Origin of the sequence: Aulosira sp. FACHB-615 (genome assembly GCF_014698045.1) — a bacterium.
Lineage (GTDB): Bacteria > Cyanobacteriota > Cyanobacteriia > Cyanobacteriales > Nostocaceae > Nostoc_B.
The window spans coordinates 240,132-265,637 of sequence record NZ_JACJSE010000004.1 but is presented as its reverse complement, the minus strand read 5'-3'; the positions used below and the strand labels follow the sequence as shown (position 1 = coordinate 265,637).

The 25,506-nt window shown below is 41.1% G+C and carries 19 protein-coding genes and 1 pseudogene; 9 read left to right on the top strand and 11 right to left on the bottom strand.

Annotated features, from left to right (window positions below):
• Positions 1–46 precede the first annotated feature (46 nt).
• The 5 genes and pseudogenes from H6G77_RS08360 to H6G77_RS08340 form a co-directional block, all read left to right on the top strand.
• Entirely contained in the window at positions 47–1,240 is a 1,194-nt protein-coding gene (locus H6G77_RS08360; RefSeq protein ID WP_190871316.1) for an LL-diaminopimelate aminotransferase, read from the top strand.
• Between the two features lie 173 nt (positions 1,241–1,413).
• The gene (locus H6G77_RS08355; protein ID WP_190871315.1) at positions 1,414–1,785 is read left to right on the top strand and encodes a PEP-CTERM sorting domain-containing protein; all 372 of its coding nucleotides are present in this window, start codon (positions 1,414–1,416) and stop codon (positions 1,783–1,785) included.
• A gap of 588 nt (positions 1,786–2,373) precedes the next feature.
• Positions 2,374–3,330: an NF038130 family PEP-CTERM protein gene (locus H6G77_RS08350; protein WP_190590377.1), complete on the top strand. Its 957-nt coding sequence runs from the start codon at positions 2,374–2,376 to the stop codon at positions 3,328–3,330.
• A gap of 397 nt (positions 3,331–3,727) precedes the next feature.
• Positions 3,728–4,150: a response regulator gene (locus H6G77_RS08345; RefSeq protein WP_190669174.1), complete on the top strand. Its 423-nt coding sequence runs from the start codon at positions 3,728–3,730 to the stop codon at positions 4,148–4,150.
• Between the two features lie 361 nt (positions 4,151–4,511).
• Positions 4,512–5,432: pseudogene (locus H6G77_RS08340) on the top strand (diguanylate cyclase domain-containing protein); the annotation flags it as partial.
• A gap of 109 nt (positions 5,433–5,541) precedes the next feature.
• Here H6G77_RS08340 and dxs read toward each other — a convergent pair.
• Positions 5,542–7,449: a 1-deoxy-D-xylulose-5-phosphate synthase gene (gene dxs, locus H6G77_RS08335; protein ID WP_190590374.1), complete on the bottom strand. Its 1,908-nt coding sequence runs from the start codon at positions 7,447–7,449 to the stop codon at positions 5,542–5,544.
• Positions 7,450–7,694: 245 nt separating this feature from the next.
• A complete protein-coding gene (locus H6G77_RS08330; protein WP_190590373.1) occupies positions 7,695–8,384 on the bottom strand; it encodes an S-layer homology domain-containing protein in 690 nt (229 codons plus the stop codon).
• A 380-nt stretch (positions 8,385–8,764) separates the two neighbouring features.
• On the opposite strand from H6G77_RS08330, the gene H6G77_RS08325 reads away from it, so the two are divergent.
• On the top strand, positions 8,765–9,634 hold the full coding sequence (locus H6G77_RS08325) for a TauD/TfdA family dioxygenase (RefSeq protein ID WP_190871314.1): 870 nt from the start codon (positions 8,765–8,767) through the stop codon (positions 9,632–9,634).
• A gap of 143 nt (positions 9,635–9,777) precedes the next feature.
• Here the strand turns inward: H6G77_RS08325 and H6G77_RS08320 are convergent, their stop codons facing one another.
• The 4 genes from H6G77_RS08320 to H6G77_RS08305 form a co-directional block, all read right to left on the bottom strand.
• On the bottom strand, positions 9,778–11,037 hold the full coding sequence (locus H6G77_RS08320) for an alkaline phosphatase PhoX (protein ID WP_190871313.1): 1,260 nt from the start codon (positions 11,035–11,037) through the stop codon (positions 9,778–9,780).
• Between the two features lie 154 nt (positions 11,038–11,191).
• Entirely contained in the window at positions 11,192–12,526 is a 1,335-nt protein-coding gene (locus H6G77_RS36190; protein ID WP_277877261.1) for a hypothetical protein, read from the bottom strand.
• A gap of 427 nt (positions 12,527–12,953) precedes the next feature.
• Positions 12,954–13,685 carry a hypothetical protein gene (locus H6G77_RS08310; protein WP_396020669.1) on the bottom strand — a complete coding sequence of 244 codons (732 nt, stop codon included), beginning with the start codon at positions 13,683–13,685 and terminating at the stop codon, positions 12,954–12,956.
• 127 nt (positions 13,686–13,812) lie between these two features.
• Positions 13,813–15,900 carry an S-layer homology domain-containing protein gene (locus H6G77_RS08305; protein ID WP_190871312.1) on the bottom strand — a complete coding sequence of 696 codons (2,088 nt, stop codon included), beginning with the start codon at positions 15,898–15,900 and terminating at the stop codon, positions 13,813–13,815.
• Between the two features lie 287 nt (positions 15,901–16,187).
• Between H6G77_RS08305 and H6G77_RS08300 the strand changes: the two genes are divergently transcribed.
• Both H6G77_RS08300 and H6G77_RS08295 read left to right on the top strand, forming a co-directional pair.
• Complete coding sequence (locus H6G77_RS08300; RefSeq protein ID WP_190871311.1) at positions 16,188–17,060, top strand: S-methyl-5'-thioadenosine phosphorylase; 873 nt, start codon at positions 16,188–16,190, stop codon at positions 17,058–17,060.
• 237 nt (positions 17,061–17,297) lie between these two features.
• Positions 17,298–17,885 (top strand): DUF1877 family protein, encoded by a 588-nt coding sequence (locus tag H6G77_RS08295; protein ID WP_190871310.1) that lies wholly within the window; start codon positions 17,298–17,300, stop codon positions 17,883–17,885.
• 100 nt (positions 17,886–17,985) lie between these two features.
• Here the strand turns inward: H6G77_RS08295 and H6G77_RS08290 are convergent, their stop codons facing one another.
• Positions 17,986–19,572: a mechanosensitive ion channel family protein gene (locus H6G77_RS08290; protein WP_190871309.1), complete on the bottom strand. Its 1,587-nt coding sequence runs from the start codon at positions 19,570–19,572 to the stop codon at positions 17,986–17,988.
• 569 nt (positions 19,573–20,141) lie between these two features.
• Between H6G77_RS08290 and H6G77_RS08285 the strand changes: the two genes are divergently transcribed.
• Positions 20,142–20,348 carry a hypothetical protein gene (locus H6G77_RS08285; RefSeq protein WP_190590366.1) on the top strand — a complete coding sequence of 69 codons (207 nt, stop codon included), beginning with the start codon at positions 20,142–20,144 and terminating at the stop codon, positions 20,346–20,348.
• 169 nt (positions 20,349–20,517) lie between these two features.
• Here H6G77_RS08285 and H6G77_RS08280 read toward each other — a convergent pair whose 3' ends face one another.
• From H6G77_RS08280 to H6G77_RS08265, 4 genes are all read right to left on the bottom strand, one after another.
• Entirely contained in the window at positions 20,518–22,362 is a 1,845-nt protein-coding gene (locus tag H6G77_RS08280) for a tetratricopeptide repeat protein (protein WP_190871308.1), read from the bottom strand.
• A gap of 398 nt (positions 22,363–22,760) precedes the next feature.
• On the bottom strand, positions 22,761–23,438 hold the full coding sequence (locus H6G77_RS08275; RefSeq protein ID WP_190871307.1) for a Uma2 family endonuclease: 678 nt from the start codon (positions 23,436–23,438) through the stop codon (positions 22,761–22,763).
• Between the two features lie 202 nt (positions 23,439–23,640).
• Positions 23,641–24,234 (bottom strand): hypothetical protein, encoded by a 594-nt coding sequence (locus H6G77_RS08270; protein ID WP_190590360.1) that lies wholly within the window; start codon positions 24,232–24,234, stop codon positions 23,641–23,643.
• Positions 24,235–24,656: 422 nt separating this feature from the next.
• Positions 24,657–25,433 carry an ABC transporter permease gene (locus H6G77_RS08265; RefSeq protein ID WP_190871306.1) on the bottom strand — a complete coding sequence of 259 codons (777 nt, stop codon included), beginning with the start codon at positions 25,431–25,433 and terminating at the stop codon, positions 24,657–24,659.
• Positions 25,434–25,506 lie beyond the last annotated feature (73 nt).

Genomic DNA, 25,506 nt, shown 5'->3' with positions numbered 1-25,506 from the left:
GTCATTAGCAAATGACTAATGACAAAGGACAAAGGACAAAGGACAAATGACTAACATACAATTTTCACAACGTTTACAACCTCTACAATTTAACGTGTTTGCGGAGATGGACAAAGCTAAAGCGGCGGCTTTGTCTGTTGGGCAGCAGTTAATTGATTTATCCCTGGGTTCTTCGGATTTGCCGACAGAGGCGCACGTTCTAGAAGCGATCGCCCAATCTTTGTATGATCAAAGCACCCACGGTTATTTGTTATTTAACGGTACGCAAGCCTTTCGACGAGCTGCGGCTGACTGGTATGAGCAGAAATTTGGCATCAAGGTTGATCCCGAAACCGAAGTATTACCTTTAATTGGTTCTCAAGAAGGTACGGCTCATTTACCTCTAGCTTTATTAAATCCTGGGGATTTTGCCTTATTGCTCGACCCTGGTTATCCCTCCCACGCAGGCGGAGTGTATTTAGCCAGTGGACAAATTTATCCTATGCCCTTACTGGCAGAAAATGGATTTTTACCAGTATTAGCAGATATTCCGGCGGCGGTTGTGGCGCAGTCGAAGATGATGGTGTTGAGCTATCCCCATAATCCCACAGCTGCGATCGCCCCTTTGGCTTTTTTCCAAGAAGCTGTGGCTTTTTGTCAGCAACACAATATTGTGTTAGTTCACGATTTTCCCTATGTAGATTTGGTATTTGCGGAAATTCAGGGAATAGAGTCCCCATCTTTAGTACCATCAATTCTGCAAGCTGACCCAGAAAAAAGCGTCTCGATTGAATTTTTCACCCTTTCTAAGTCTTACAATATGGGCGGCTTCCGCATTGGCTATGCCATTGGCAATGCTGAATTAATCAAAGCTTTACGTCACATCAAAGCCGCAGTTGATTTTAATCAATATAGAGGAATTTTGAATGGAGCGATCGCAGCCCTAACCGGGCCACAAGCCGGAGTCAAAAATACAGTCGCCACCTTCCGCCAACGCCGTGATGCTTTTGTGAATGCTTTACATCGCATTGGTTGGCAAGTTCCCAGTCCCGAAGCCACGATGTATATTTGGGCTAAGTTACCCGCACCTTGGCAAAATAATTCTGTGGAATTTTGTACTCAGTTAGTCAAACAAACCGGGGTAGCCGCTTCTCCCGGTGCTGGTTTTGGTAAATCTGGAGAAGGATATGTGCGGTTTGCCTTGGTACATGAACCAGCTTTATTAGAAACTGCCGTGGAGCGAATTGCTAAGTTTCTTTAAGTATGCCGAGGTCAGTGGATTTATCAAGTCTTGATGTTAAATTTGTCAGAATTTGATTAATCCATATCTAACGTTGGGTTTATTTAAGATACACTACAGAGAAATTACGGAAATGTCACCGAGATATTAAAATCTATCGGTGACGGTTGACTAGAAGTGGTGAATAGAGGTGCATGGCAAGTAGTGTGGTAAAAATTAGCCTGTGTGCTGCGTCTTTCTTGGTGATTGGTGTTTGGGGACAGCAGTCAGTTTGGGGTTTGAGCAACACTTCATTACGAGAACCAGAACAGACGACTTCCCAAGCAGAAGTAACTGGGGATGAAAATCATACCAGCCCAAATCATTACTACACACCCAGTTTGAGTCTCACCCCTAGAAGTGATGCACCTGTATCTAGTTACATCCCTGCCTATAGCAACAGGTGGGCAAACCTCAGTAGTACAAATCCACGCCCCCGGAAAGTCCCAGAACCTTCAGTCTTGCTGGGATTAATTGCGATCGCAGGTTGCTTAGGAATACAGCATCAGCAGAAAAAAGCTAGGTAAAAATTCTTTTGAACAGAGAAATAAGGAGAGGGGTAAAGAACGCGCCACAATTCTACCCAATACCTTTCGGTTAAGATATCTCTTCGTTGAGGCAGCAGTTGTGCGGAGGAGCAGAGGGGCAGGGGAGAAGTTACTGTTAATTCTCCCTTGCGCCCCTGCATCCCTGCACCCAAGATACCTTCACAAGTAAATTCCTTATCCGAAAAGTATTGCAATTCTACCTATCAATACTTATTCCCCCGCGATGCACTGAGCTTGCTGGAGTGTTGCCTGTTGTCCGTTTCCTATTGCCTTTTCAATCAATGTCATATTAACGACACTAGAAAAATTAGTAATTTAGTAGATTTGCTGAAATCAATAGCAAAAGATTAGTCATCTTTTTATTCAGAATCCACAACAGCTTTACCCAATACAGTCTCCCCGTTTCCTAAACTAGATTGGTGTGCATAACTACTAGGGATGATTAAAAGCTGGTGATATTTGAGACCAGCCGCATTCTTTAAAAGTCAAGGCCTGTAGTCAGGCTAACCCAATTCCAGAGACACATAAAAGTATACAAAATTACCACAAAACTGGCGGAGACAGTAAATGAAAAGAACTTTGAAAACACTTGTAATTGGTGCCTCGATGGCTGTTGGCGTGAGTGCGATCGCCTCTAACCCAGCACAAGCTGGTGTTTTAACCAATGCCACCATTACTGGCAACGATTACATCAAATACAACGTTAATGGCACCAACACAGAGGAAGCTCCAGGTGCTGACTTAGCAACTATTTTAACTGGTGACAGCAGCAGCCCTACTGGTAATGTTGAGTTATTCGCTAGTAGTGAAAAAGCTCCCCTCTTCACAACCTCAACAAATACCACACAACGTGTTTTAGCACTGAGAAATTTCTTTAATTACAACCAAGTTACAACTTTAAGTGGTGAAATTAATGGCAAACAAATCTCTTTGAGTAGCCTGACGGCTACTGATTGGTTTGGTGCAAGCAGTGTACAGGCAGTAACAGGAGCAGCAACAAATACACTGTTAAACAACGCGATTAATGGGTTGTACAATTCATCTAATTTGGCAACTCAGTGGTTTAATACTACTTTATCTACTTATGGTGTGACTGCTAACCAAACCCTGTTTAACACATTTTTACTGGCAGGTGGATTTCAACGCTTCAGTGACCCCAATATTTCTTATGTCAACCAAAATGACACCACTGGAGAAATTAAGATTGGTTTAGCTGGTCACTTAAATGCAGCAACTCTTTTAGGACTAAACCCAGAAAACAAAATACAAGTCAGCGAACTTGTTAAGGTTTCTTATAACGGAGGGCCATCTGAAATCCTTTACAGTTATAAAGCCTCTGATTCTGGTCTAATTTCTAAAGATGGGACTAAATCTCATAATGGCAACTACGAAGTAACCATCCAAGGTATACCTGTACCAACTCCAGAGCCAACAGCTGTACCAGAACCTTCTGTAGTACTCGGTATTTTGGGTGTAGCTGGAATCGTTGCTACACAACGCAAGTTAAAGAAAGTTTCCGGTTGAGACTCCGGTTTCCATTCCAAATAATCACTAAAGGAGCAATTATGCTCCTTTTTTTTATGAAATCTTTATATCTTCTCTGTGGAATTACTGTTGTATATATTACTATAATAAGCCATTTATGTAAGTAGATGTACATGACTGGAGATAAATTCACAATCAAGTTCTATGATAGAAATATAAAGATTTATTGAGTAAATATTAATTTTTTGTTAAAATATTTCAATAAATCATAATAATATTATTTAGTAAATACTAAGATAAAAATTAATTTTTATTGACTATTTTCTGATATAGCGAAATAGTATAAATAGATTTTTAGTAACTTAATAAATTCCTCTGACAGCATATTTTTATTCAATTTAGAATCAGGAATCTATATCTTCAATTCTGTTTTGTAATGACAGTAAATTTACTCACCATTAATCAGCAAGTGCATCTCAATCAATTAAAAAGAGTCTTATTAATTGAAGATAACCATGTAAACCGGATGTTGCTGAGTGACTATCTCGGTTACTGTGGATTTAATGTCAAAAGTCTGTCAAATGGTACAGCTTTATTTTCTACTGTCAACACATTTCAGCCCGATTTAGTGTTACTAGATTTAAAATTACCTGATATTGATGGCTATTGGCTGTTAGAACAAATTCAAAAACATCCATATTTATCTAAAATACCTGTGATTGTAGTTTCAGCTTTTGCTTTTAAAGCTGATCAAGAACGAGCTATAGATTTAGGCGCACGTCGTTATCTTGTAAAACCGATAAACCTTACCGCTTTGATGATGAGCATTCAAGAAGAGTTGGCTTGTCACTGTATATAAAATTTTTTATACCAACTTTATCAGAATTAGCACTCGATAAGTAGCCGGACAAAAATATTTACAGTCATTGCGAACGAAGTGAAGCAATCGCAGGGGTTGGGATTGCTTCACTTCGTTCGCAATGACATTGTGTAATTAATTCTGTCAGACTACTTAAATCCTGTAGAGATATTTTTTTGAAATACACGTAGTGGCGTTGAAGAATTTCAAAAATAAAATCGGATTATTCGAGATATTGATTATCATAGAATTATTCACCTTCAGATTCAATTAACAATTCCCTCAAGTCGGAACTTAGCAAATAGGTAATCTGAATATGCTGGCAAATAAAATCCTAGTTGCTGAGGATGAAAATTTCCTTATTAATGAGAAAATGCAGGAACAACAGCAACCAATGTTGGCAATTATTAACAGTATGCAACATGCTGTAGTTGTCACGGATACTGATGGTTGCATTCAATTTATGAATTCAATGGCGGAAACACTGACAGGTTGGCAGCCAAAAGAAGCACAGGGAAAAAATGTAGCAGAAGTTGTTAACCTGATTGACAAAGATATAGAAGAAGCAATTGAAAATCTAGCTACACAAACAATAATTACAGGAACGATTATATATTTACCCGATAATTGTGTATTAATTAATAAACATGGGAGAGAAATATTAGTTGGCGATTATGCTGCACCGATGCGGGATAGTAGTAATAATATTACTGGTGCAGTATTAGTGCTGCAAGAAGTCACCCAACGCAAACTAATGGAGTCACGACTGCTTCAGAATGCGTTTTATGATGGACTGACAGCATTACCAAATCGAGCTTTATTTTTAGATCGATTAAAACAAGCGGTAGAAAGAAGTAAACGCCGGATAGATTATCGTTTTGGAATTTTATTTTTAGATTTAGATGGCTTTGAGGAAATGAACGATCGCTATGGTCATACGATGGGCGATGATTTATTAATAGCGATCGCTCGTAGATTAGAATCGTGCCTCCGCAGTGGTGATACCGTCGGCAGGTTTAGCGGCGATAAGTTTGCTGTACTGCTTGAAGATATTAAAGATATTAACGATGCCATTAACGTCGCTAAACGTATTCAAGACACTTTAGGCTTACCTTTAACACTCAATGGCAACTTATTTTCGACCACAGCCAGTATAGGTATTACTCTCAATCAAGGTGGTAGCGATAAACCCGAAAACTTACTGCAAAATGCAGATGCAGCAATGTATCATGCCAAGCAGCAAGGAAAAGCGCGTTACGCAGTATTTAGGAATGGGGAGTAGGGAGTGGGGAGTAGGGAAGAATTTACTAGCAATTAGGACTTAACATCACACCCCACACCCTTACACCCATTCTTCACAGACAACCTTGGTGCGTCAGTCCTGTGCAGATTTAAACCACAGCAGATACTTGCTTTTGGAAGTAAGCCTGCATGACTCTTTCGGCAATTTGACGACTAGTTAAACCTAATTCTGCCTTCGATTCTTCGGGGGTAGCGTGTTCAACTAAGACATCTGGGATACCAATACGCTTGATGGGGACAACAATATCAGCGTCGAGTAAAGCTTCAGCCACAGCAGAACCAAAGCCACCCGTGACACAACCTTCTTCTAGGGTGACAACGCGACCAATTTTCTTAGCCAAGGGTAAGATTAATTCTGTATCTAATGGCTTGACAAAGCGGGCATTAATGACTGTAGCTTCAATACCATGTTCGCTGAGAATTTCTGCCGCTTGCATACTGGGGTAAACCATTGTGCCGTAGCCAACGATTAACACATCATCACCATTGCGGAGAATTTCACCCTTACCAATTTCCAAAGGTTCCCAGCCTTCTTCCATTAAGGGGACACCGTAACCATTGCCACGGGGGAAGCGCATAGCGATCGCACTGCTGGTATGATTAATGCCAGTCACAATCATCCGTTGTAATTCGGCTTCATCCTTGGGAGCCATCAACACGATGTTTGGAATGCAGCGCAAATAAGCAATATCATACATCCCCTGGTGAGTGGGGCCATCAGCACCCACAATACCTGCCCTGTCTAAACAGAAGAACACAGGCAAGTTTTGAATACAAACATCGTGAATAATTTGGTCGTAAGCCCTTTGTAAGAAGGTGGAATAAATAGCCGCCACCGGACGCATACCTTCAGATGCTAAACCTGCTGCTAAAGTAACAGCATGTTGTTCAGCAATACCCACATCTATATATTGATTAGGTAGTTTAGCTTGGAGTTTGTCTAAACCTGTACCTGTAGCCATTGCGGCTGTAATACCGATAATTTTCGGGTTTTGTTCAGCTAGTTTAACTAAGGTATGGGCAAAGACTTTGGCATAAGCCGGGGGTTTGGGTTTGCTAGAAGGAATGGCTTTGCCGGTTGTCAAGTTAAAGGGGTTTTGGGCGTGGTAGCCTACTTGGTCTTGTTCGGCTATTTCATAGCCTTTACCTTTGGTGGTGACTACATGAACTAAAACTGGCCCTTGTATTTGATGCGCCTGTTGGAAAGTTGCAATCAATTCTTCTAAATTGTGTCCATCCACTGGCCCCATATAAGTAAAGCCGAGTTCTTCAAACACCGCCCCTACTTTGGGAACCGCTAACCGCTTCATCCCTTCTTTGATGCGTCCCAACTCTGGAGACAAAGATTCACCCACGAAAGGAATTTGCTTGAATTGTTCCTCGAAGTTATCTTTGATGAATTGGACTGGCGGACTCAGGCGCATTTTGTTCAGGTAGCGAGGAATTGCACCGACGTTGGGAGAGATGGACATCTCGTTGTCGTTCAATACTACCAGCAAGTTGGTTTTCGGTAGATGTCCAGCATGGTTAATGGCTTCTAACGCCATCCCACCTGTTAAAGCACCATCGCCAATAACAGCAACAGCTTTAAACTTTTCGCCTTTTAAATCTCTAGCTAATGCCATACCCAAGGCGGCGGAGATACTTGTAGAAGCGTGACCAGCACCAAAATGATCAAACTTGCTTTCGCAACGTTTGAGATAACCTGCAACTCCGTTTTTTTGTCTGAGGGTATGGAAGTTACTATAACGTCCTGTAAGCAATTTGTGAGGATAAGCTTGGTGTCCGACATCCCAAATAACTTTATCCTGATCTAAATCTAATGTTTGGTAAAGCCCTAGAGTTAACTCTACAACACCCAAACCTGGCCCTAAATGACCGCCTGTTGCTGCTACTGTTTGCAGGTGTTTATCTCGAATTTGGCGAGCAATTTGTTGCAGTTGCCGGATAGATAAACCGTGCAACTGATTAGGATGGGTGATTTCGCTCAGATGCATATTATAGGGTTTTCCTCTCTAATTTCTACTTTTCGTATTTTGATTTTCCCACGGTCGGGTTGCCCCCATGATGATGAGGCATTGCAATTCTGTTACATAACCCGTTAAGAATGAGAACTTACGTAATCACACACTCTAATCCAGCATGGTGTTAAACGATGAAAGTCTTTGGCTGTCAATGTTTGACATTCCTGATACCTGTTGTTTGTGTGAGTTCTCTGAATATGGGTAAGTTACCTTGATTACTAGGGTGAAACTGTATTATCAGGCACAGTCGGAACTTCTGGTGTGTCTGGGAGTTTTTGTTGTCGTTGCAAGTATTTACTCAACACGTAAGCCATATCTCCACGAGTCATGGGTTGCAATGGGGAAAGATTGCCTTGGCTATCTGTGTTGACAAATCCTTCGGAGACGACGGTGGCGATCGCTCTTCGCGCCCATGCTGGAATTGATTTAGCATCAGGATGGGAGGCTAAAATCTCATTCACCGAATCATCATCAAATTGAAAGACACCGTAAGCTTGGGCAAATATCGCTAAAGCTTCTGCCCTGGTAACTCTTTGGTTGGGAAAAAACAAATTCCCCCGATAGCCTTTCATAATGTCTGTTTTTAAGACTATCTGAATATCGTTAAATGCGCGATTAGAAGCTGGGACATCTGCAATCACAACATTTTCTTGACTTACAGCTTGTCGTTTATCTAGCCGAAAGACTTTCACCATAATTGAGGCTAATTCTGCCCGACTTACCAATCTTTCGGGATAAAAATTACCATCTGGTGAATTGGTCATCCATTTGGCAGCAATTACCTGTTGAATGGAATCTGAGCTTGTCTGAGAAGGCGTTTCTGTTGATTGTGCCTGAACATTTACCGGAAAACTTTGAAGTAGCACAACTAAAGAAATCGTACTAAAGTACTTGCTGATATTTCTCATTATTCTTTCAGATACTCATTTATGAATACAACCAACTGCCAGACTGGTTGGAAATTCAAATCTGGGCTAGTTGAATTTCAAAACCTATGAGATGAATTTCTCATCTTGTGACGTAGGATAGTTAAGTAATGTTGCAAGGACTGACGCAGTGAGACGAAATATCAAGGGTTAGAGAGAGGGTGTAGGTAACTGTTTGGTTGACCGCCAAACAAAAAATTTGGCAGGGTTGATTTATCGACGGCTGCGTATAGAATTTGTACTGATACATACTGAATGCTATTTGTTGAGAATTGTAACTAGCGAATAAATATTTTTTAACACATCCATTCTCTTGTGTTTTTTTACAGATAGATTGAAATCAAGTGACAAGGGCTAGGAAAATGCCGCAGACAGTTCAGCAGCATCATAGACTAGGTACAGAAGTTTTACAAGGTTGCAATTTGACGCAACTCACAAACCAACAAATACAAGAATTTAAACAATCTCTGTGGGCTAATGGTGTAGTTGTCCTCAGAAATCAACATTTAACAGCGTCACAATTACAGGAATTTGCTAACCGCGCTTTTGGGGAATCAGGCTTTAAGTATCTGCCTCAACCTTTAGACCCAGAGATTGACCCAAATTTACAAAGCCCTGGTGTTGGTATTTTAGGAAATCCCAAAACAAATTCTTCCGAAATTCTGGGTAAATTTGCTTGGCAATGGCATCATGACAAAGACCATCTGCCCAGAACAGCAGGTCTAGAGATGAATTCTTTGTATGTGGTGATGTTGTATAGCGTGGAAATACCAGCACAAGGAATTGATGGTCAACCCCACACCACAGAATTTCTTGATATGGTAGAAGCTTATCAAAATTTTGCGCCTGAATATCAGCGACAATTAGAGCAAATGTCAATGTATCATCTGCCACCAGGAACCTCTAAGCTAGGAGCAGATGTGCCGATGAAAAAACATCCGATTGTGTCCACTCATAAAGTCACTGGGCATAAGGGCTTATATTTAGGTTCAGATACATCCATACTTGTAGGGATGGAAGATGAATTGAGTTTGGCAAAACAGTTTTGGCACGAACTCTTTCAACAGATTTTAGAACGTACACCCGTTTATGCTCATGTTTGGCAGCCTGGAGATTTGGTTGTTTGGGATAACTCCCAAGTTATGCACGCTGGTGTTGCTTATGATGCCAGTAAGTACAAGCGTGTGGCATTGCGTGTAGGAGCAGTGGATATGGCATTGGCAAGGGTGTAGGGGTACAGGGGTGTATGTATCTAAAACCCTTATACCACTTCCCCTTACACCCAATCTTCATAGACAATCTTGGTGCGTAAGTCCTGTGTAGTTGAAATATTATTTATTTCAACTGCACAGGTTTATGTTGGGCGGGTCTAGTTTTACCAAGCACCCCAAATCGCAAAGGTAATTCCTGGGGTCTGCATATTTACAAACATGGTTTGCCCATCAGGTGAGAAACAAACTCCAGCAAACTCTGATGTATTGAGAGCATTCCTGGCAAACTTGTAAAGACTGCCACTGGGTGTAATGCCCAAAATATGATCTGTTCCATCTCCATCTTCACAAAGGAAGATGTCACGGTTGGGGAAAACAATAATATTGTCGGGATTATCTAAAAAGCCAGAATTGTTAGGTTCAATATACAGTTCAACAGTATTGTTAGTAGGTGAATAACGCCAAATTTGACCATCTCCCGTACTACCGCCACTCTTACAAGTGAAGTAGACATAACCATTACCATAAAAAATGCCTTCCCCACCGGAAAACCTGGCCGCACCTTTGTTATAACCTTCGGTTCTGACGGTATCAGTCGCAGGATCAGGAGTATTGATTGTTACCCAATCTACTGCCTTTGGAGTATTTTTGGGGAAATTTGTAGCGGTGTTGATTCCAGATGAGCCGATAATTCTTAAGGCGTAAAGCGTACCGCCAGCACTCAGGTTGTTGGGTTGGTTGGGAATGAAGCGATAAAACAACCCATTTGGCTGGTCTTCTGTCATGTAAATATAGCCTGTGTTGGGATCTACAGCAGCAGCCTCATGGTTGAAACGCCCCATAGCTGTTAGTGGAACAGGGGTAACAAAAGTATTGGTGCTACTGGGAACTTCAAACACATAACCATGTCTTTTGCTGTTATTAGTTTCAAAGGTTTCTTCACAACTTAACCAAGACCCTGAAGGGGTAGGGCCACCAGCACAATTACGAATGGTTCCCGCCAGAACTCCTCGATGTTCCACTAGGTTACGGGAAGAATTAACCACTAATTTCGTGCAACCGCCCCTAGCATTTGTGTTGTATTTCCTGTTATTGGGTGCATTCAAACCATTACTAGAGGTTGGAGAAAGTTCATGGTTGCGAATCAGAATTGTATTACCATTGGCTCCAGCAAAAGCAGCCATACCGTCATGACCACCGGGAACTCTGTTGCCGTCAGTCATTGTTTGCCCTGTTTCTGATAATCTTCTGTAAGAAAATCCCGCAGGTAAATCTAGGACACCTAAAGGATCTGGTTGTAAAGCACCGTAAGGCCCGGCTGCTAATGTGCGCTGGGCGTAAAAAGCTTGTAATGGTGATAAGAGAACAGCACCTGCTGTTCCTGTTCCGGCTAAGGTAAAAAATTTACGTCTGGAAAATTTCACAGTGTTCTCCTGAATTATGAATGAATTGTCTGCTACTCAGGAGTTATAAGCGATTGATGTTAAGAGACACCTAAGATAACCTTATAAAAGCTAGATAAAACCCTGTTAAAAATGAAAAGCCCGCCTGTAGCGGGCTATCGGGGACTTGTGAGATTTAAACTGTGACGAAATAGTTAGCACTCAAGCTGAGGTTGGTGGAACCTTGAATAATCGCTACCAATTCCAGACTGTTTTCGTTGAGGAATAGGGCTGTACCTGTGGGTAAACCCGTGGGTACAGATCCCAAGCTGTAGCTAGATTTGGAGCCTGATAATTGGATGATATCTTCTAGGGCATTGAAATCGGTGATTAAGGCATAGTCACTTAGACCAGAGGTGCTGGTATTACCATCGCTGTAGAAAATACCTGTGGTAGCACCAACCACAAAGCGATCGCTCCCTATACTACCTGTTAGGCGGTCAACTTCACCCAAACCTCTACCAGTTGAGGCATCTGCGCCTGTTAGTATATCGTTGCCGTCATCACCAAACAAGCGATCGCTCCCCGTACCACCAAAGACTGAATCATTACCGCGTCCGCCATTGATGCGATCGCTCCCACTATCGCCATAAAGCAAATCATTACCGTCGCCACCTGTAATCCGGTCGTTGCCAGCGTTGCCGCGAATGGTATCATTAGCCGCACCACCAGACAGCACATCATTGCCAGTAGTACCAACCAGATTGAGTGCAGCAATTACTTGATTGTTTTTGGTGCTGTTATAGTTCTCGCCCAGAAATCCGGCATTTAGTACGGTGTTCAAGTTCAACAGAGTACCGTTGGACTGGGTAAAGCTATTGCCTTGGAGTAATTGTGTATACAAAGTATGGGCGTAGCTGTGATTACCCACAAAACTAATTTGTCCTGGTTGAAACAGGTCATTCCAGTTAATGTAGAGGTCTAGGGTAGCGAGTCTGGCATCGTAGCCCAGGGTTTCACTAGTATGTATGGCTGTAACGCGAGTTGCATCGGTGGGATCTAAGCGATCGCCTACTGCTGCGCCTTCAAAATTCGGCCCGGCTGGATCTAAGCCCACAATTTGTCCGATGGAACTTCCCGTAGCTGCACGATAAGCCGTACCAGCAAACCCCGCTACATGCGCTCCTAAACTATGTCCAATCAAGTTAACATCACTTGGAGCTACACCGCGACTTCTTAAATAGGTAGCCAACTGATTTCCAACATCCCGCGTGTTACCAGCCGCAGTTGGATAATACAAGGAACTTGCGCCAGCTTCCCAATCTACCAAAATAATGTTTGCATTCGACTCGCGCTGCCGAATGGTTTGGGCAATGTTGACTACCCAATCTGCGGGTTGGTAGTTATTCCCAGCATTGCCAGCCGTACTTTGATAGCCGTGAATAATAGTATATGTCGGCTCACTAGAATTAATTATTCCTGAACGGTTAATAGAACCGTTTCCCCACACATTAAAAGTAACTTGAACCATAGGAAAAATGTTTGTTTTTTGGGCATAATTTTTTGACAGCAAAAATTCACTTATTTGATTGCAGAAATTTCTGCAATCAAATAAATGTCAGATGACAAATTATTTGTTGTGACTGAATTGATAAAAATGATTTTCTGGATTTTTTAAATCTTGGTAGAGACGTTACTATTGCAATAACATCTCTACCAAGATTTTTATTTCAATTCAGAAATTTAAATAATTGAAAAACTGATTTTGCTATAGCTAAGTTAAGCTGATTAATTAATTTTTGAGTAAAAATCAGTATAAATATAATTTAAAATTAGATAAACTTTTATTTATGGTTGCCAGTGCGATCGCCAATTTAATATCCAAAAAATAATAGATTAATTTTTTTTGTCAAAAATTAATCCTAAAAATATTTGGTTAGTTTTTGCTGTTTTGAGATTTACCAACTTTGTTCAAGTTGTTTATTAGTAGACACCCGTTGTGGCTTTTCGTTAGAAATGGCCTTCAGTTTAGAGGTAAAAGACTCGGAGCGATCGCTTGTTTCAGGGGTAAAGCGGTCAATTGGGGGATGATTAACGGTAGATGGCAGTAATTTGGGCTGATTGTCAGAGTTTGCTGAAAAATTATGAGGCAGGACTGGTGAAGAAGTCACCCTAGATTTAGTTTCTGTGGCGGGGAGAGTTAAAGTTGATGATGCCAAAATGTTTTTGACACGTTCACTTTCGCTACGGCTAGAGGCGGTTCCTGTGCGTTTGTAGCTGGGTTCAAATTCCGCCTCAACCGAGTAGGCAGAATTATTTACTGCCAAATTGGCAACATTCGCTACATTTTCTGAGTTACCATCTTCTTGTGCAGGTGGTAATGCTGGCGTGTTGAGGGCAGTTAAGATTTCTGGGAATTTGCTGCAAATTAGGCGTTCAAATTCCATGTTGAAATGATAAATTGCCTGTTGCCGTCGTTGCCAAAATGCCAGGATTTGCTGGACAGAAATCGCTTTATAACGACCTTGATACAAAGCTTCAATGACTGCTAAGTGCAGCCAATCAAGGGGATATTGATTTTGCCAACGGTAAACTAACTCAGTCGCACTATAGCCACTGAGGTCAAAACTGTAGTGAATTAGGAGGGCGGCTGCTAATTCAGCAGCTGTTTCTGGCGTTTTGGTAAACATGGGACTATTGGCTTGAGGCAATAGGTGTAAATTTTCGACCCATCGCCTATAGCCTAGTGTGTTTTTAGCTATAGGGTTGGTCACCAAGGTTTCCAAGTTAATCAGCAATGTTTTTCATTTTACTTGGTCAACCCTTGGCTGTCGAAACAATATAGGGCGAATTAAGATTTGCGGTGCGGTTAATAGCTACTAAGGCTTGATAAACCATTGCAGCCACCTCCGCCCTTGTGGCTTCGCGGGTGGGGGCGAGTAAATTAGGCTTGGGATAGTTGACAACGATACGTTGTTGTGTAGCCGTTGCCACAGCTTTTTGGGCATATTCAGGAATAGTATTACTGTCAGTGTAAGGCAGTAATAGATTGCTTTGGGCGGCGGGTAAACCCAGACCATTCACCAGGGAAACAATTACCTGTAACCTTTGGACATTTTGATCGGGGCGGAAAGTGCGATCGCTAAATCCACTCACAAAACCGCCACTAGCAGCAATTTGTAAGGCTTTGTAAGCCCAAAAATTCTGGGGAACATCAATAAATTCAATGGACGGGCGTTTGGGAGTCGGGTTAAAAGCCGCCGCCACTAAAGCTGCATATTGGGCGCGAGTCATGGGTTTATCTGGCTGGTAGCTACCATCAGCAAAACCTTGGGTTAAATTCAGACTGGCTAAGGTGCGAATAAATGGTTCCGCCCAATGTCCCACTAAGTCGGTAAATGTCGGCACTTCAGCATCAGGGCTAACAATATAAGGCGAGGCGATCGCTTTTTCTTTGCTATTAGCAACCAACGCCTGATATAGTAAGGCGGCTATCTCGCCCCGTGTAATTTCCCGCAGAGGTTCTAATAAATCCGATTGGGGATAATTAACAATAATTAATTTTTGGGTGGCGACGGCGACAGCATTAGTAGCATAACTGGGAATTTGGGCGCGATCGCGGTAGACACTCAACACATTAGAATTACCTCCTGCAAATTTTAAACCGTTCACAATTGATACAATCGCCTGTACCCTTGTGAGATTATTTCCAGGGCGAAATGTGCCATCAGGAAAACCGCTAATAAATCCGGCTGTCGCTGCACTAAAAATAGCTGGTGCTGCCCAAAAATCAGGTTTGACATCAGTAAATTTACTACCTTGGCTACTGCTGGGTAACTGAAAAGTTTTCGCCAACACCGCCGCATATTGGGCGCGGGTAATGGGTGCATTCGGCCTAAATGTGCCATCAGGAAAGCCGCTAATTGCCCCTCGACTAACTAAGGCTTCCACAAACACCGCCGCCCAATGTCCCGCCAAATCAGGAAAACTGCTACTTCCGGTAACTAATCTCGGACTATCTTCGGTGGCGGCGACAAAATTAACTTGTCCTTTGACAAAGGTGGGGTTTAATTGATTACCCGCAGAAACTAAAGGCTGGGCGGCTGCATTTTGTAAATCAAACTCGCCATTTTCTTGAAAGATATTCGCGCCAGCATCTTGGCTATTACCCAAATCTGGGACAGCATTAGCATTAACCAACAAGCCACCTTGGGCATTTTTACTGATGAGATTTTGCCGTAATACCGGACGGGCATCACGAGAAAGGGCGATCGCAGTCCGATTCTCTGATAACTTATTATTGGCAATTAATGGCGCGGCTGAGTCTGTAATCGCTATCCCCAAAGGATTTTTTTGAAAAGTGTTGCGTAATATCTCCCCTTTACTATTCCGCGCCATAAACAACCCACTGGCAGCATTTTGGACAAACACATTATCTAAAATGGCGGGTTTGGCATTGCCGGTAATAAATATTCCTTCTCGTCCACAACCACTCAAAGTATTGTTAGCTAAATAAGGATTTGATGACTCTATCCATACCCCAGTACCTTTAGCATTGGGATTTGTCACACTCACACCCATCAAACTGGCATCACCCAGCAACAACAACGTAATATTCTGGATGCTAAAAGTCGGGCTTTGATATTCACCCCCGCCAGAAATGACAATTCCTGCACCTTTATTCAGTTCATTACCAATGACTGTTACCCCCGCAGTTAACACCAAGGGAAACTGTTCACCGTTAGCCGCGCTGTATGTCCCTGGTGACAGCTGAATAATTATCGGTGTTGTGGTTCTTAAAGCACGGGTGAGGCTTCTAAACGGGCTCAACCTTGAACCATCATTAGTATCTTTCCCCGTTACAGGGTTGACATAGAGTGTGGCCACGAGGGTGGAATTTACCATTGGTTGTTGAGATGCAAGTGTTTAAACGTCACGGCAGAATCATAACTTAGTTGTAGCCGCAATCTTCAAAGCATCATAGCTGTCGTAAATATACCGACGTAGCACCATTAGTCGCAAGTAGTTGAGGTGATATCTTGATGATTTCAGGATTAGGCGTAAGGATTTAGGGGAGATGATGAAAATTTCTCTTTACTCCTTTGCGCCTCTGCGTGAGACAAAATATTTTCTGGCTAAGTTCTACACCTGTGTAAAATAACTAGGCAGATCAGCAACAGGTATCAAAAAATATGGTTAACCCTAAGATTGGCATCATTGGTGGTAGTGGACTATATAAAATGGCCGCCTTGCAGAATGTAGAAGAAGTGCAAATCGAAACTCCCTTCGGTTCTCCTTCCGATGCTGTAATTGTGGGGACACTCGAAGGAACCCAGGTAGCTTTTTTGGCACGTCACGGGCGCAATCACACCTTATTACCTTCCGAATTACCTTTTCGTGCCAACATCTATGCAATGAAAAAATTGGGTGTAGAGTATTTAATTTCGGCTAGTGCGGTGGGTTCATTAAAAGCCGAAGCCAAACCATTAGATATGGTAATACCAGACCAGTTTATCGATCGCACAAAAAATCGCATTTCTACCTTTTTTGGCGAAGGAATTGTGGCTCATATTGCCTTTGGTGATCCGATTTGTCACCATTTAGCTGGAATTTTAGCAGAAGCGATCGCATCTCTCAATTTACCAGATGTTACCCTACATCGCGGCGGCACATATATCTGTATGGAAGGGCCAGCATTTTCCACCAAAGCCGAATCTAACCTGTACCGCAGTTGGGGTGCAACAGTAATTGGGATGACCAACTTACCAGAAGCCAAATTAGCCAGAGAAGCCGAAATTGCCTACGCAACCTTAGCACTAGTCACAGACTACGATTGTTGGCATCCAGATCATGATAGCGTCACCGTCGAGATGGTAATTGGTAACTTGCAACGCAACGCCGTCAACGCCCAAAAAGTCATACAAGAAACTGTCCGCCGTTTGAGTGAAAATCCCCCACCCAGCGACGCACACACAGCCTTAAAATATGCAATTTTGACTCAATTAGATAAAGCGCCAACAGCAACGAAAGAAAAATTACATCTATTGTTACACAAGTACTTATAAATGTGGTTTGGGTGAAGCGCAGTGCAACCCAACCTTGTATATTGAGGGACGTAATGAGTAATGAATAATGAGTAATGAGTTAGAACTTTACTTATTACTCATTACTTAATACTTATGGCGTACCTCACTTACTCCAAAAATGTTGTAAGTCTCGGTGTTGGGAACAACTAGAATGGGATGATAAAAAATTTCGTAGTCTGCGGCTTAAATACAATCCTGGAATAATGGATGATTTGTATGTCTATTGAACTGAGCCTGATCAAAGTTAATTACAAGACACTCCATGACATTGAATCATTTTTAATTCAATGGAATGATAACTATGATGGAGAAACTCATGAATCTTTTGAAGTTAATAACGGTTTGCCAGAAGTATTATCTTTTCTGTTAACTGGTTCAACTGACATATCAGCAGCATGGTTCAGTGATTCTCCATTCTTAGTCCAAGAAATATCAATACCGAACTATGGAAATCTTCTACTAGTCGATGCTTTAGCTGGCGGAAGATGTTTAAAATCATTGCGTTCTCATGGACTTGTAGCAATTTGTTTAACAGTTGAACAGGTTCAGGAAGTTGCTCAAGCTTTGTCTAAAATTTCTCAAGAAGATTTAGCATCACGTTGGGATGCTTTGAACTTATTCGCCAATGCAGAACGTCGTAAAATAATTGGTGGTTTGGAGAAGTTGCAACCAAACTTTAGGAACTTAGAACAGTCTGTGGAGAACATTGAAGATTTTTCAGAATATTTTATCAACGAATTTGTTGCTTATTATATTGATGCTGCTCAAAATAATATGGGAATTGTAATTCTTGATTGTACATAGTCAAGGTTTGGTCTAATATGGGACTCCTATGTGATTTTTGAAATACAGGTAGTAAACACTGCAAAGCTATTGGTGCGTTACGGCTTACGCCTAACACACCCTACACATTTTTAGCAAAACCGCAAAGTTCAATTTCTGCCTGATTAAAATTATCCTTCAATATCTTACGCAACACACGCTGAATGTGTAGGTGTTTTCCTGGCTTAACTTTTGTCAGCGTCAGCAACAATAAGTTATCCTCACCAAAATGTTCTATTCCTGCTACTCGCGTTGGTTCTAAAACATCAGCTTCTTGGGCTTGTAACTGCTGTCCTACTTTTTCCACTACTCGATATACATGATCTAAATTAGAGTCGTAAGCAACACTAAATTCTACTCTTGCATATATATATTGCTTAGAAAAGTTGATAATTGAACCTATATCTCCATTCCGAATAATCTGCAATTGTCCATCGGGATGGCGGACATGAGTAGTTCGCAGTTCAATGGCTTCAACAATTCCCTCCACGCTTCTTTCTTCCATTTTCCCGGCTTCTATATAATCACCTACCAAATAATAGTTTTCAAATAAAATCAAAAATCCACACACAACATCATTAATCAGATTTTGCGCCCCCAGCCCGACTGCTATACCCACAATTCCCGCACCTGCTAATATGGGCGCAGGATCAATGCCAATTAGTTTCAGGATAGTTACTCCAGCAGTAAAATAAATAAAATATTTGGCGAAACTCCGAATTAAGGGAATCAGTGTCAGCCGTTTTTGTCGCTGTGAGTCGTTGAAATCTGTGGTTCTTAAATAGAACTCATCTAGTAAAAAGTAAGCAACTTCTATCAAAGTATTGCTGAGAAAGAAAACCCCAATAATTTGCACAACTCTAGGAGTATACTCACTTATCCACGCAATAGGTTCTATTTCCGGGAGAACGAGATTGACAATTCCCACATAAAGGACATATTCTAAACATTTTTTAAATAGGGGAATTAAGTGGCGTAACCGTTCATATAATCGCAGTAGATTATTAGAATGAGAAAACTTGAGACTGAGCGCATCAAGAGTATCAACAATAGTTGCAACAGCTTTAACAATTAATAACCCAACTGAAATAGTAATATATATTTTTAAAGCAATAAATAGATATTTAGTAACAATTGCGGGAAGATACAAAAAATTAGCGCATAAAATAGCAGTAGCTATCCATGCACTATGAATAATAATTCTTTTTAAAGTTTGGAAAAAAGCCTCGACACTTTCATCATTGGCTTTGATTTGATCGACTTTCTTCGCGTAGTCAGAAACCCAGTCTATTCCACGGCTTAAAGGTGGGATGCTAAATTTAACTAGCAATAGCAAACTGATAGTTTTTAAACTTGCAGTGACCAGATTTACCCAAAATTGTGTAGGAAGACTGCGAATCAAATTAAGTTGAAATTCTTGAACATTTTCACCCCGGTAAATTATCATTCCATTCACACCAACCAGCGCCAAACACAGCGCCACGGAAATCAGCATTAAAATTCTGCTAATACTCCGACGTAGGAAGGCGATGTTTGCAGTTCTTTCTTGCAGCCAAGCAACTCTATTTAACTGTTTAAAGATGATGCCAATTAGCAAGTTTAATAGCCAAAAAAGAACTAATACAAATATGACTTCACCAATAATAATTGCTATGTTTGCTATATTCATTTTTGAATAGGATTATCTAAGAACAAGAAAATGAAATTAGTTAGATACGCAAGGGTTTAAAATTTTTTGGTATCTCTTTGTACAAAAAAACTTACTTTTACTCTTGAGAAATACGTAAAAGTATACTCAACATTTTTTAATCTCTCTGACTTTGTATAAAAATGCAAGGACACTTAAGACATTTAAGACAGTTTAGCCTAATCAATCATTAAAACAAATTATTTATTTATTTTTTGTAGTTTTATACTTATATACCAATACGGTTCAGTTAAGAGAATAGTAGGTTGGGTTACGCTATCGCTACACCCAACAAAGTATGCGTGAATGTTGGTTTCCGTTCCTCCACCCAACCTACACCTAAATAATTTACTGAGGTTTTTATTAATACTACAAACGTAAAATTTCTTTCCTGAAAAACAAGAGAATTTTTATTAAAAATTTTTCAATTAACTATTTACAAGTATAAATTTATACCTTATTATATATTCAGCACGATAAAGGCGATCGCCTCATCCCGCGAAGAAGTGTGCGATCGCCTTATCTGGCTCCCATATTCAGGAGATAAATACATGATGGCACAAATTACCAAAAATCCCCTCCCCCACAGAGAACCAATTAAACATTTACTCATTGGTTCCCCCAAAGCGGTTAACAGTACAATCCACTATTTGCAAGTCATTGGCTACGCCAGCGTTGGCGACTGGAGTCCGCTATTACCAACCGCTAACGAAGATGAAGTTATGAGTATTTTAATTCGGCAAATTTTGATGCAGTAATCCTGATTTAGAGACGCGAAATTTCGCGTCTCTACTGAATATTGCAGCCTATTTTGGGTAAATGAGGTAGCGCGGACTAATGAAAAATCAAAGTTTTGAAACGTGTAGCCGCGACTTCAGTCGCCTGGTGCAAGATATGTGTCTCCCTTGTCTACCTTGTCCTTGTTGTTCACATATCTTGTTGATATGTCGTTAATAATGCAGGGATATGATCATAACCATCCACACCAATGATTGCGATGATTTTAGGGCGGTGTTGTTGTAACAGATTTTGAAATGATTCTTTGCCGATTTGTCCTTGCAAAATTGTTAATAAACCTGCTGGCTGTTTCCATTCACTAGAAGCAATCTGCTCTAAAAGATACATACCTAAACTGCCAGTGTAAATGGCTTTTTCAGCATTTTGTAATTGATAATAAGCTTCGGCTAAGTATGCTAAATTCCGCCCTTGTAGATATAAATCTCCCGCAGTTTGGGCTGTTTTAAAACCATCTTCTAAATATTTAATTGCGGTTTCGGGTTGATCAATTACTAGATAAGCAATGCCTAAACTACTCAAACACAAAGCTTTACTTTGGATATCACCTAATTTTTCTAATAACTTTAAACCTTGTTCTAAATAATTAATGGGCATCTCATAAGTTTCTGGTTCAACTTGTTCTAGTTGTTGTGCTTGCATAACTTCGCTGTAACCGAGATTTACTAAGGCGTTGGCTTCACCATTGCGATCGCCTGCTTGCCGACTCAAGATTAAAGCGCGTTGGCTATAATTAATCGCCTCGCCATAATCTTTTTCTTGTACATAAGTCCGGCTGAGGTGGTTGAGGTTGGCAATTTCGCAGGGGCGATCGCTGGCATTTCTGGCTATATCTAATGCTTGCAAGTGAAAGTTAATCGAACGCGGATATTGTCCTAAAGCTCGTTGCGAATAACCCAAAAGTGTCAAAATCCTGGCTTTTTCCTGGGTTCCTTCCACTTGGCGCAAGGGTTCATCTAAATAATCTAAGGCGTTTCTTAAATAACTCCCCGAAAATGAGGCAAATATCCCACCATAAAGGGGAAAATAAGGACGTTGGGCAAAGTTTCGCAGAATTTGCAACATCATTTGCGAACCTGCATTACCAAATCTCGCCGCCGTATTACCAAAACCACTGGCTAACTGACTCCAAATCACCGCAAAGGTCAAATAGGTCGAAATTGATAATTTTGAGCCTGCTTGCACATTATATGGTTGTTGGTCAAACCAGTTAACTAAACCACGTTGCAAATACTGTAATATCAACGCTAATTCTACCCAGTCACCCAGGGTCACATTGCTTTGCTGTTCGGCAAATTCAATGGCAGATTGTCCCAAAGCTAAAGTCCGAAAGAATCCATAGGGAAACTCACTATTAACTTTCTTTGCCCAAGTTGCCCAAGGGCCGTTTTCTCCTGGTACGCCGCCAAATCCCAAGTCTCGATTTTGTTCGTACATCCAACTAATCAAGTGGTCTTGGAGTCTTTGCCAAGAAGCTAAACCACGGGTGATACCTTGTGATATTTGTGCAATATCAGGATCTAATTGAGCAAATTGCTGTAAACCTTTGGCTAACTGCTGTAATTGGGATGAATTGAGTGGTTGTTTTTGATTGGGATCTGTGAAACGCAACAATGTAGCGAGGCGTTCATCTGTAGAAGCTGTGGTAATTTCTCGCACTGCTGTAGCGATCGCTTCTATGGCTTTGTTTTGTTCTGCATAACGTTGCCATTGATTTTGAATTGTTTTAATTGCTCTCAGGCTGCGGTTGGCTTTGGCTTTTTTAAGTTCATCTTGTTCGCTATCTACCTGATTTTGGATGATACTCAAGCGATCGCTCAATGCCAACTCAAATATTTCCCCCGTTCCCGATGTAATATTTTTTTGCAACATCTGGTACACCATCTCCACGGAACTAACTTTGCCCTGGAGGGTGAGTTGAACAATTTCGTCAATTAAAGCGAGGTAGCGATCGCGCAATGGCAGAGAGTCTGACACTTTAGCTTGGGGATAACTTTACACTAATTTCCATTCTAATGTGAGGCGCAGAAGTCAGAAAAAATTTACGGCATAATTGCGAGGAAGTCTTACGGCGCAAACCATTGTTCAAAAATACACACAAGTTTCTTCATTAGCAATGTTAATGCTTCAACTCGCATTGTTTATGTGACAGATTGCATCGTTAATGTGACGACTCGCGTTGCTAATGCCTTGACTCGCATTGTTTATGTGACGACTTGCATCGTTAATGTGACGAGTCGCGTTGTTAATGCTTCGACTTGTAAAAATAATTTATTTTACTGCGATGGCAAATTAAGTACTCACACAGCATTAATTACACACATTCTCTTGCTGTTGCCCGTTCCCTGTAAAGAGTTTCCTACCTCCACGTTGGTTTATTCAGCAGATATTGTCCCTCCGGCTTGGAAAATCTGCTCAACTGTTAAATTCAAATCAGGGAAAGTTGGGGATTGAATGCGATCGCCTTGCCGAAACTTGTTAATTTGATACTCACCATCTTCTAAGCTGCAAACTAAGATTGTTGGTTGTTTGGGTTTACCAATATACTCTCTGCTACCCAACGCCGCATAATCTAAAATCCAGTATTCAGGAATTCCCATTTCTTCATAGTCAGCAAATTTTTTGTGATAATCATCACGCCAGTTTGTGAGGCAGTGCGTTGGACGGGTTTCCCGGCTTGAAGCAACTGCCGTGCTGACTACTTCAACTACTAAGGGAATAGATGCTGCTTGACTCACAGTAGATTTCTTTTTCCACAGTGGTTCATTAACTAAATTTGGCTGATTTAATAACAGGATATCTGGTGAGTAAGCTGATTCACTTGCCAACGGTTTTACGAACACTGTTTTTGGGATGAGATAGGGTAAATTTAACCTGTCTGATTCTACATTTAGCTTTCTCACCAAAAATCCGATAATCTCTTCATGATCGCCTGTTGGGGGTGGCATTTCAACTATTACTCCATCGTGTAATTCATAGAGTTTACCTGAGTCGTCTGGATATTGAGCAACGAATTCATCGAAGGTAACTACTTTGGTTAGGTATTGAGTCATGTATTTAATATTTAATGCCGCATATTAAATATTTTAAGTCTGAAATTCGACGCAAATACAGCAGATACAATGTTTATGAGGTATAGCAACTGATTGAAAAAAGTAATGAATAATGAGTCAGAAATTTACTTATTACTCATTACTCATTACTTAATACTCATGGTGTACTTCACTTACTTATACTTATCATTAACAGCAATGACTAGCGACGTTCACCAGCAGGCTGAGTACTTGTAGGTCGCCAAGCTTCATCGCCGGAATATTGCAGCGCCTTACCATCCAAGATAATCCGAATGCGTCGTTCGCCGTGGCTTCCTTTAGTCTCTTCGACATTGATTGTAAAATCTATCGCTGACAAGATAGCATCACCAAAACGCTCATTCATCCAGCGTTGAAGTGTAGGCGCATACACATCAATGGCTTCATGGAGGCGGTAAATTGCTCCGGCGTTCCACCGCACTGGCGGGACACGTAGCGGATTCAAGATTCCTGCCTTCAGTCCCAATTGCTTTTCTAAGCATTCTTGCGTGGGTGTTTCCAATGGAGCCTGACCTGTGAGAATTGCCCCGATACGGACTGGGAGAAGATTGCAGGCTTTTCCAAGTGCCTCAAGTGTCAGCCCTTTATCTTTAGCGGCTTGGTTTGCTGTGTCGAGGACTTGTTTTCGTTCCTGATAGCTTGCTGCTGCGAGTGCATCTACTACAGTGCTTTTGATTTCTGCCCTTACCAAAGTTGGCATAAACGCAAGCATAGCAGCGATGCCCACACTATATGTGCGAAACCCAATATACTTCATTTTTTCCTCACTATTTATGATACGGAATATTGCCGTATATATGCTTTAGGGATTTAGGTATAAAAAGACTTGCAAGCTTTTTCTTGATAGAACAATATCAATAAATTGGCGTTATATTGTCAATATTCAACTTTTATACAGAATTTTTCTCTATAGCTATCTGATTTAGGATACTTGCGAGAAATTAGAGCGATCGCACATTTGTCAAGAGTTAGAAAAAACAATTAAACAATAGTTTGATAGCATCCTAATTTTCTGCTTGTCTAACTTTAAGTTTTGAGAAATTTATCAGTTAGTAACTAGTGAGATAGAGATATAAGAGAATATGGCAGTGCTGAATTTTAGAATGTTTTTATCTCACGCAGAGACGCAAAGGCGCAAAGAGTGAGAGTTAGAATCTGAAATCAAAGCGGATTCCCATATTATCTAATTAACTGTGCTGCTGAATTAAAAAACTGACGATACAATCCCTTGGTGACTAAAATTGTTGTCAACAAATTAGCTATTGCAACCATAAATACAATCAAAATTTCGTAAGAAACTGCATCTAAAGGGTTGACTCCGCCTAATAATTGTCCGGCGGTGATGTTGGGAAGTGTCGCCATCCCAATCAGCATCATTTGATTAATTGTGGGAAGCAATGCAGCGCGAATGGCTTCTTTCCGGTATTGACTAACGGCTTGTTGGGGAGTTGCGCCTAAACTCAAGTGAGTTTCGATTTCAAAAGCGGAATTATTGATGGTACTAACCAGACGTTCACCTGCGATCGCAGCTGCATTCATTCCATTACCAATGATGATTCCCGCTAGGGGAATGAGATAGCGGGCTTCAAACCATCTGTCTGGTTGCAAAATTAACAAGTAAGTGTAAAAAAGTGTGAAAGCGGTACTGATGAAAATCGCTCCCCAAACCACAGGTAAGACGAGGGGAATTTTCTGGCTGATGCGATTGCGGGCGACAATGGCGGTAATTGTCAAGATAATTGCTAAAATTACCAAAACTGCCCCAGGATGATTGACAGCAAAGATAAAGTCGAAAACATATCCCAATACCAGCAGCTGTAAGATGGTTCTGCCTGTAGCAATTGCCCAGTTTAACTCTAATCCTAATTTTTCCCAGGCAGATAAACCAATAGCGATCGCCATTAACCCTACAGCCAAGCCTAAATCAGCTAAATCTAGTTTGATTAATTCCTGCACAGTTGTTTACCTCCTGGAAAAGTGCTGAGTAGAAACTTAAATATTTGTAGCAGTGATATTTGGGTGACAAGGG

Excerpts from the sequence above, each read along its gene's own strand:
- H6G77_RS08360 (WP_190871316.1), top strand. The coding sequence starts at position 47 with ATGACTAACATACAATTTTCACAACGTTTACAACCTCTACAATTTAAC.
- H6G77_RS08355 (WP_190871315.1), top strand. The coding sequence starts at position 1,414 with ATGGCAAGTAGTGTGGTAAAAATTAGCCTGTGTGCTGCGTCTTTCTTG.
- H6G77_RS08350 (WP_190590377.1), top strand. The coding sequence starts at position 2,374 with ATGAAAAGAACTTTGAAAACACTTGTAATTGGTGCCTCGATGGCTGTT.
- H6G77_RS08345 (WP_190669174.1), top strand. The coding sequence starts at position 3,728 with ATGACAGTAAATTTACTCACCATTAATCAGCAAGTGCATCTCAATCAA.
- dxs (WP_190590374.1), bottom strand. The coding sequence starts at position 7,449 with ATGCATCTGAGCGAAATCACCCATCCTAATCAGTTGCACGGTTTATCT.
- H6G77_RS08330 (WP_190590373.1), bottom strand. The coding sequence starts at position 8,384 with ATGAGAAATATCAGCAAGTACTTTAGTACGATTTCTTTAGTTGTGCTA.
- H6G77_RS08325 (WP_190871314.1), top strand. The coding sequence starts at position 8,765 with ATGCCGCAGACAGTTCAGCAGCATCATAGACTAGGTACAGAAGTTTTA.
- H6G77_RS36190 (WP_277877261.1), bottom strand. The coding sequence starts at position 12,526 with ATGGTTCAAGTTACTTTTAATGTGTGGGGAAACGGTTCTATTAACCGT.
- H6G77_RS08310 (WP_396020669.1), bottom strand. The coding sequence starts at position 13,685 with ATGTTTACCAAAACGCCAGAAACAGCTGCTGAATTAGCAGCCGCCCTC.
- H6G77_RS08305 (WP_190871312.1), bottom strand. The coding sequence starts at position 15,900 with ATGGTAAATTCCACCCTCGTGGCCACACTCTATGTCAACCCTGTAACG.
- H6G77_RS08300 (WP_190871311.1), top strand. The coding sequence starts at position 16,188 with ATGGTTAACCCTAAGATTGGCATCATTGGTGGTAGTGGACTATATAAA.
- H6G77_RS08295 (WP_190871310.1), top strand. The coding sequence starts at position 17,298 with ATGTCTATTGAACTGAGCCTGATCAAAGTTAATTACAAGACACTCCAT.
- H6G77_RS08290 (WP_190871309.1), bottom strand. The coding sequence starts at position 19,572 with ATGAATATAGCAAACATAGCAATTATTATTGGTGAAGTCATATTTGTA.
- H6G77_RS08285 (WP_190590366.1), top strand. The coding sequence starts at position 20,142 with ATGATGGCACAAATTACCAAAAATCCCCTCCCCCACAGAGAACCAATT.
- H6G77_RS08275 (WP_190871307.1), bottom strand. The coding sequence starts at position 23,438 with ATGACTCAATACCTAACCAAAGTAGTTACCTTCGATGAATTCGTTGCT.
- H6G77_RS08270 (WP_190590360.1), bottom strand. The coding sequence starts at position 24,234 with ATGAAGTATATTGGGTTTCGCACATATAGTGTGGGCATCGCTGCTATG.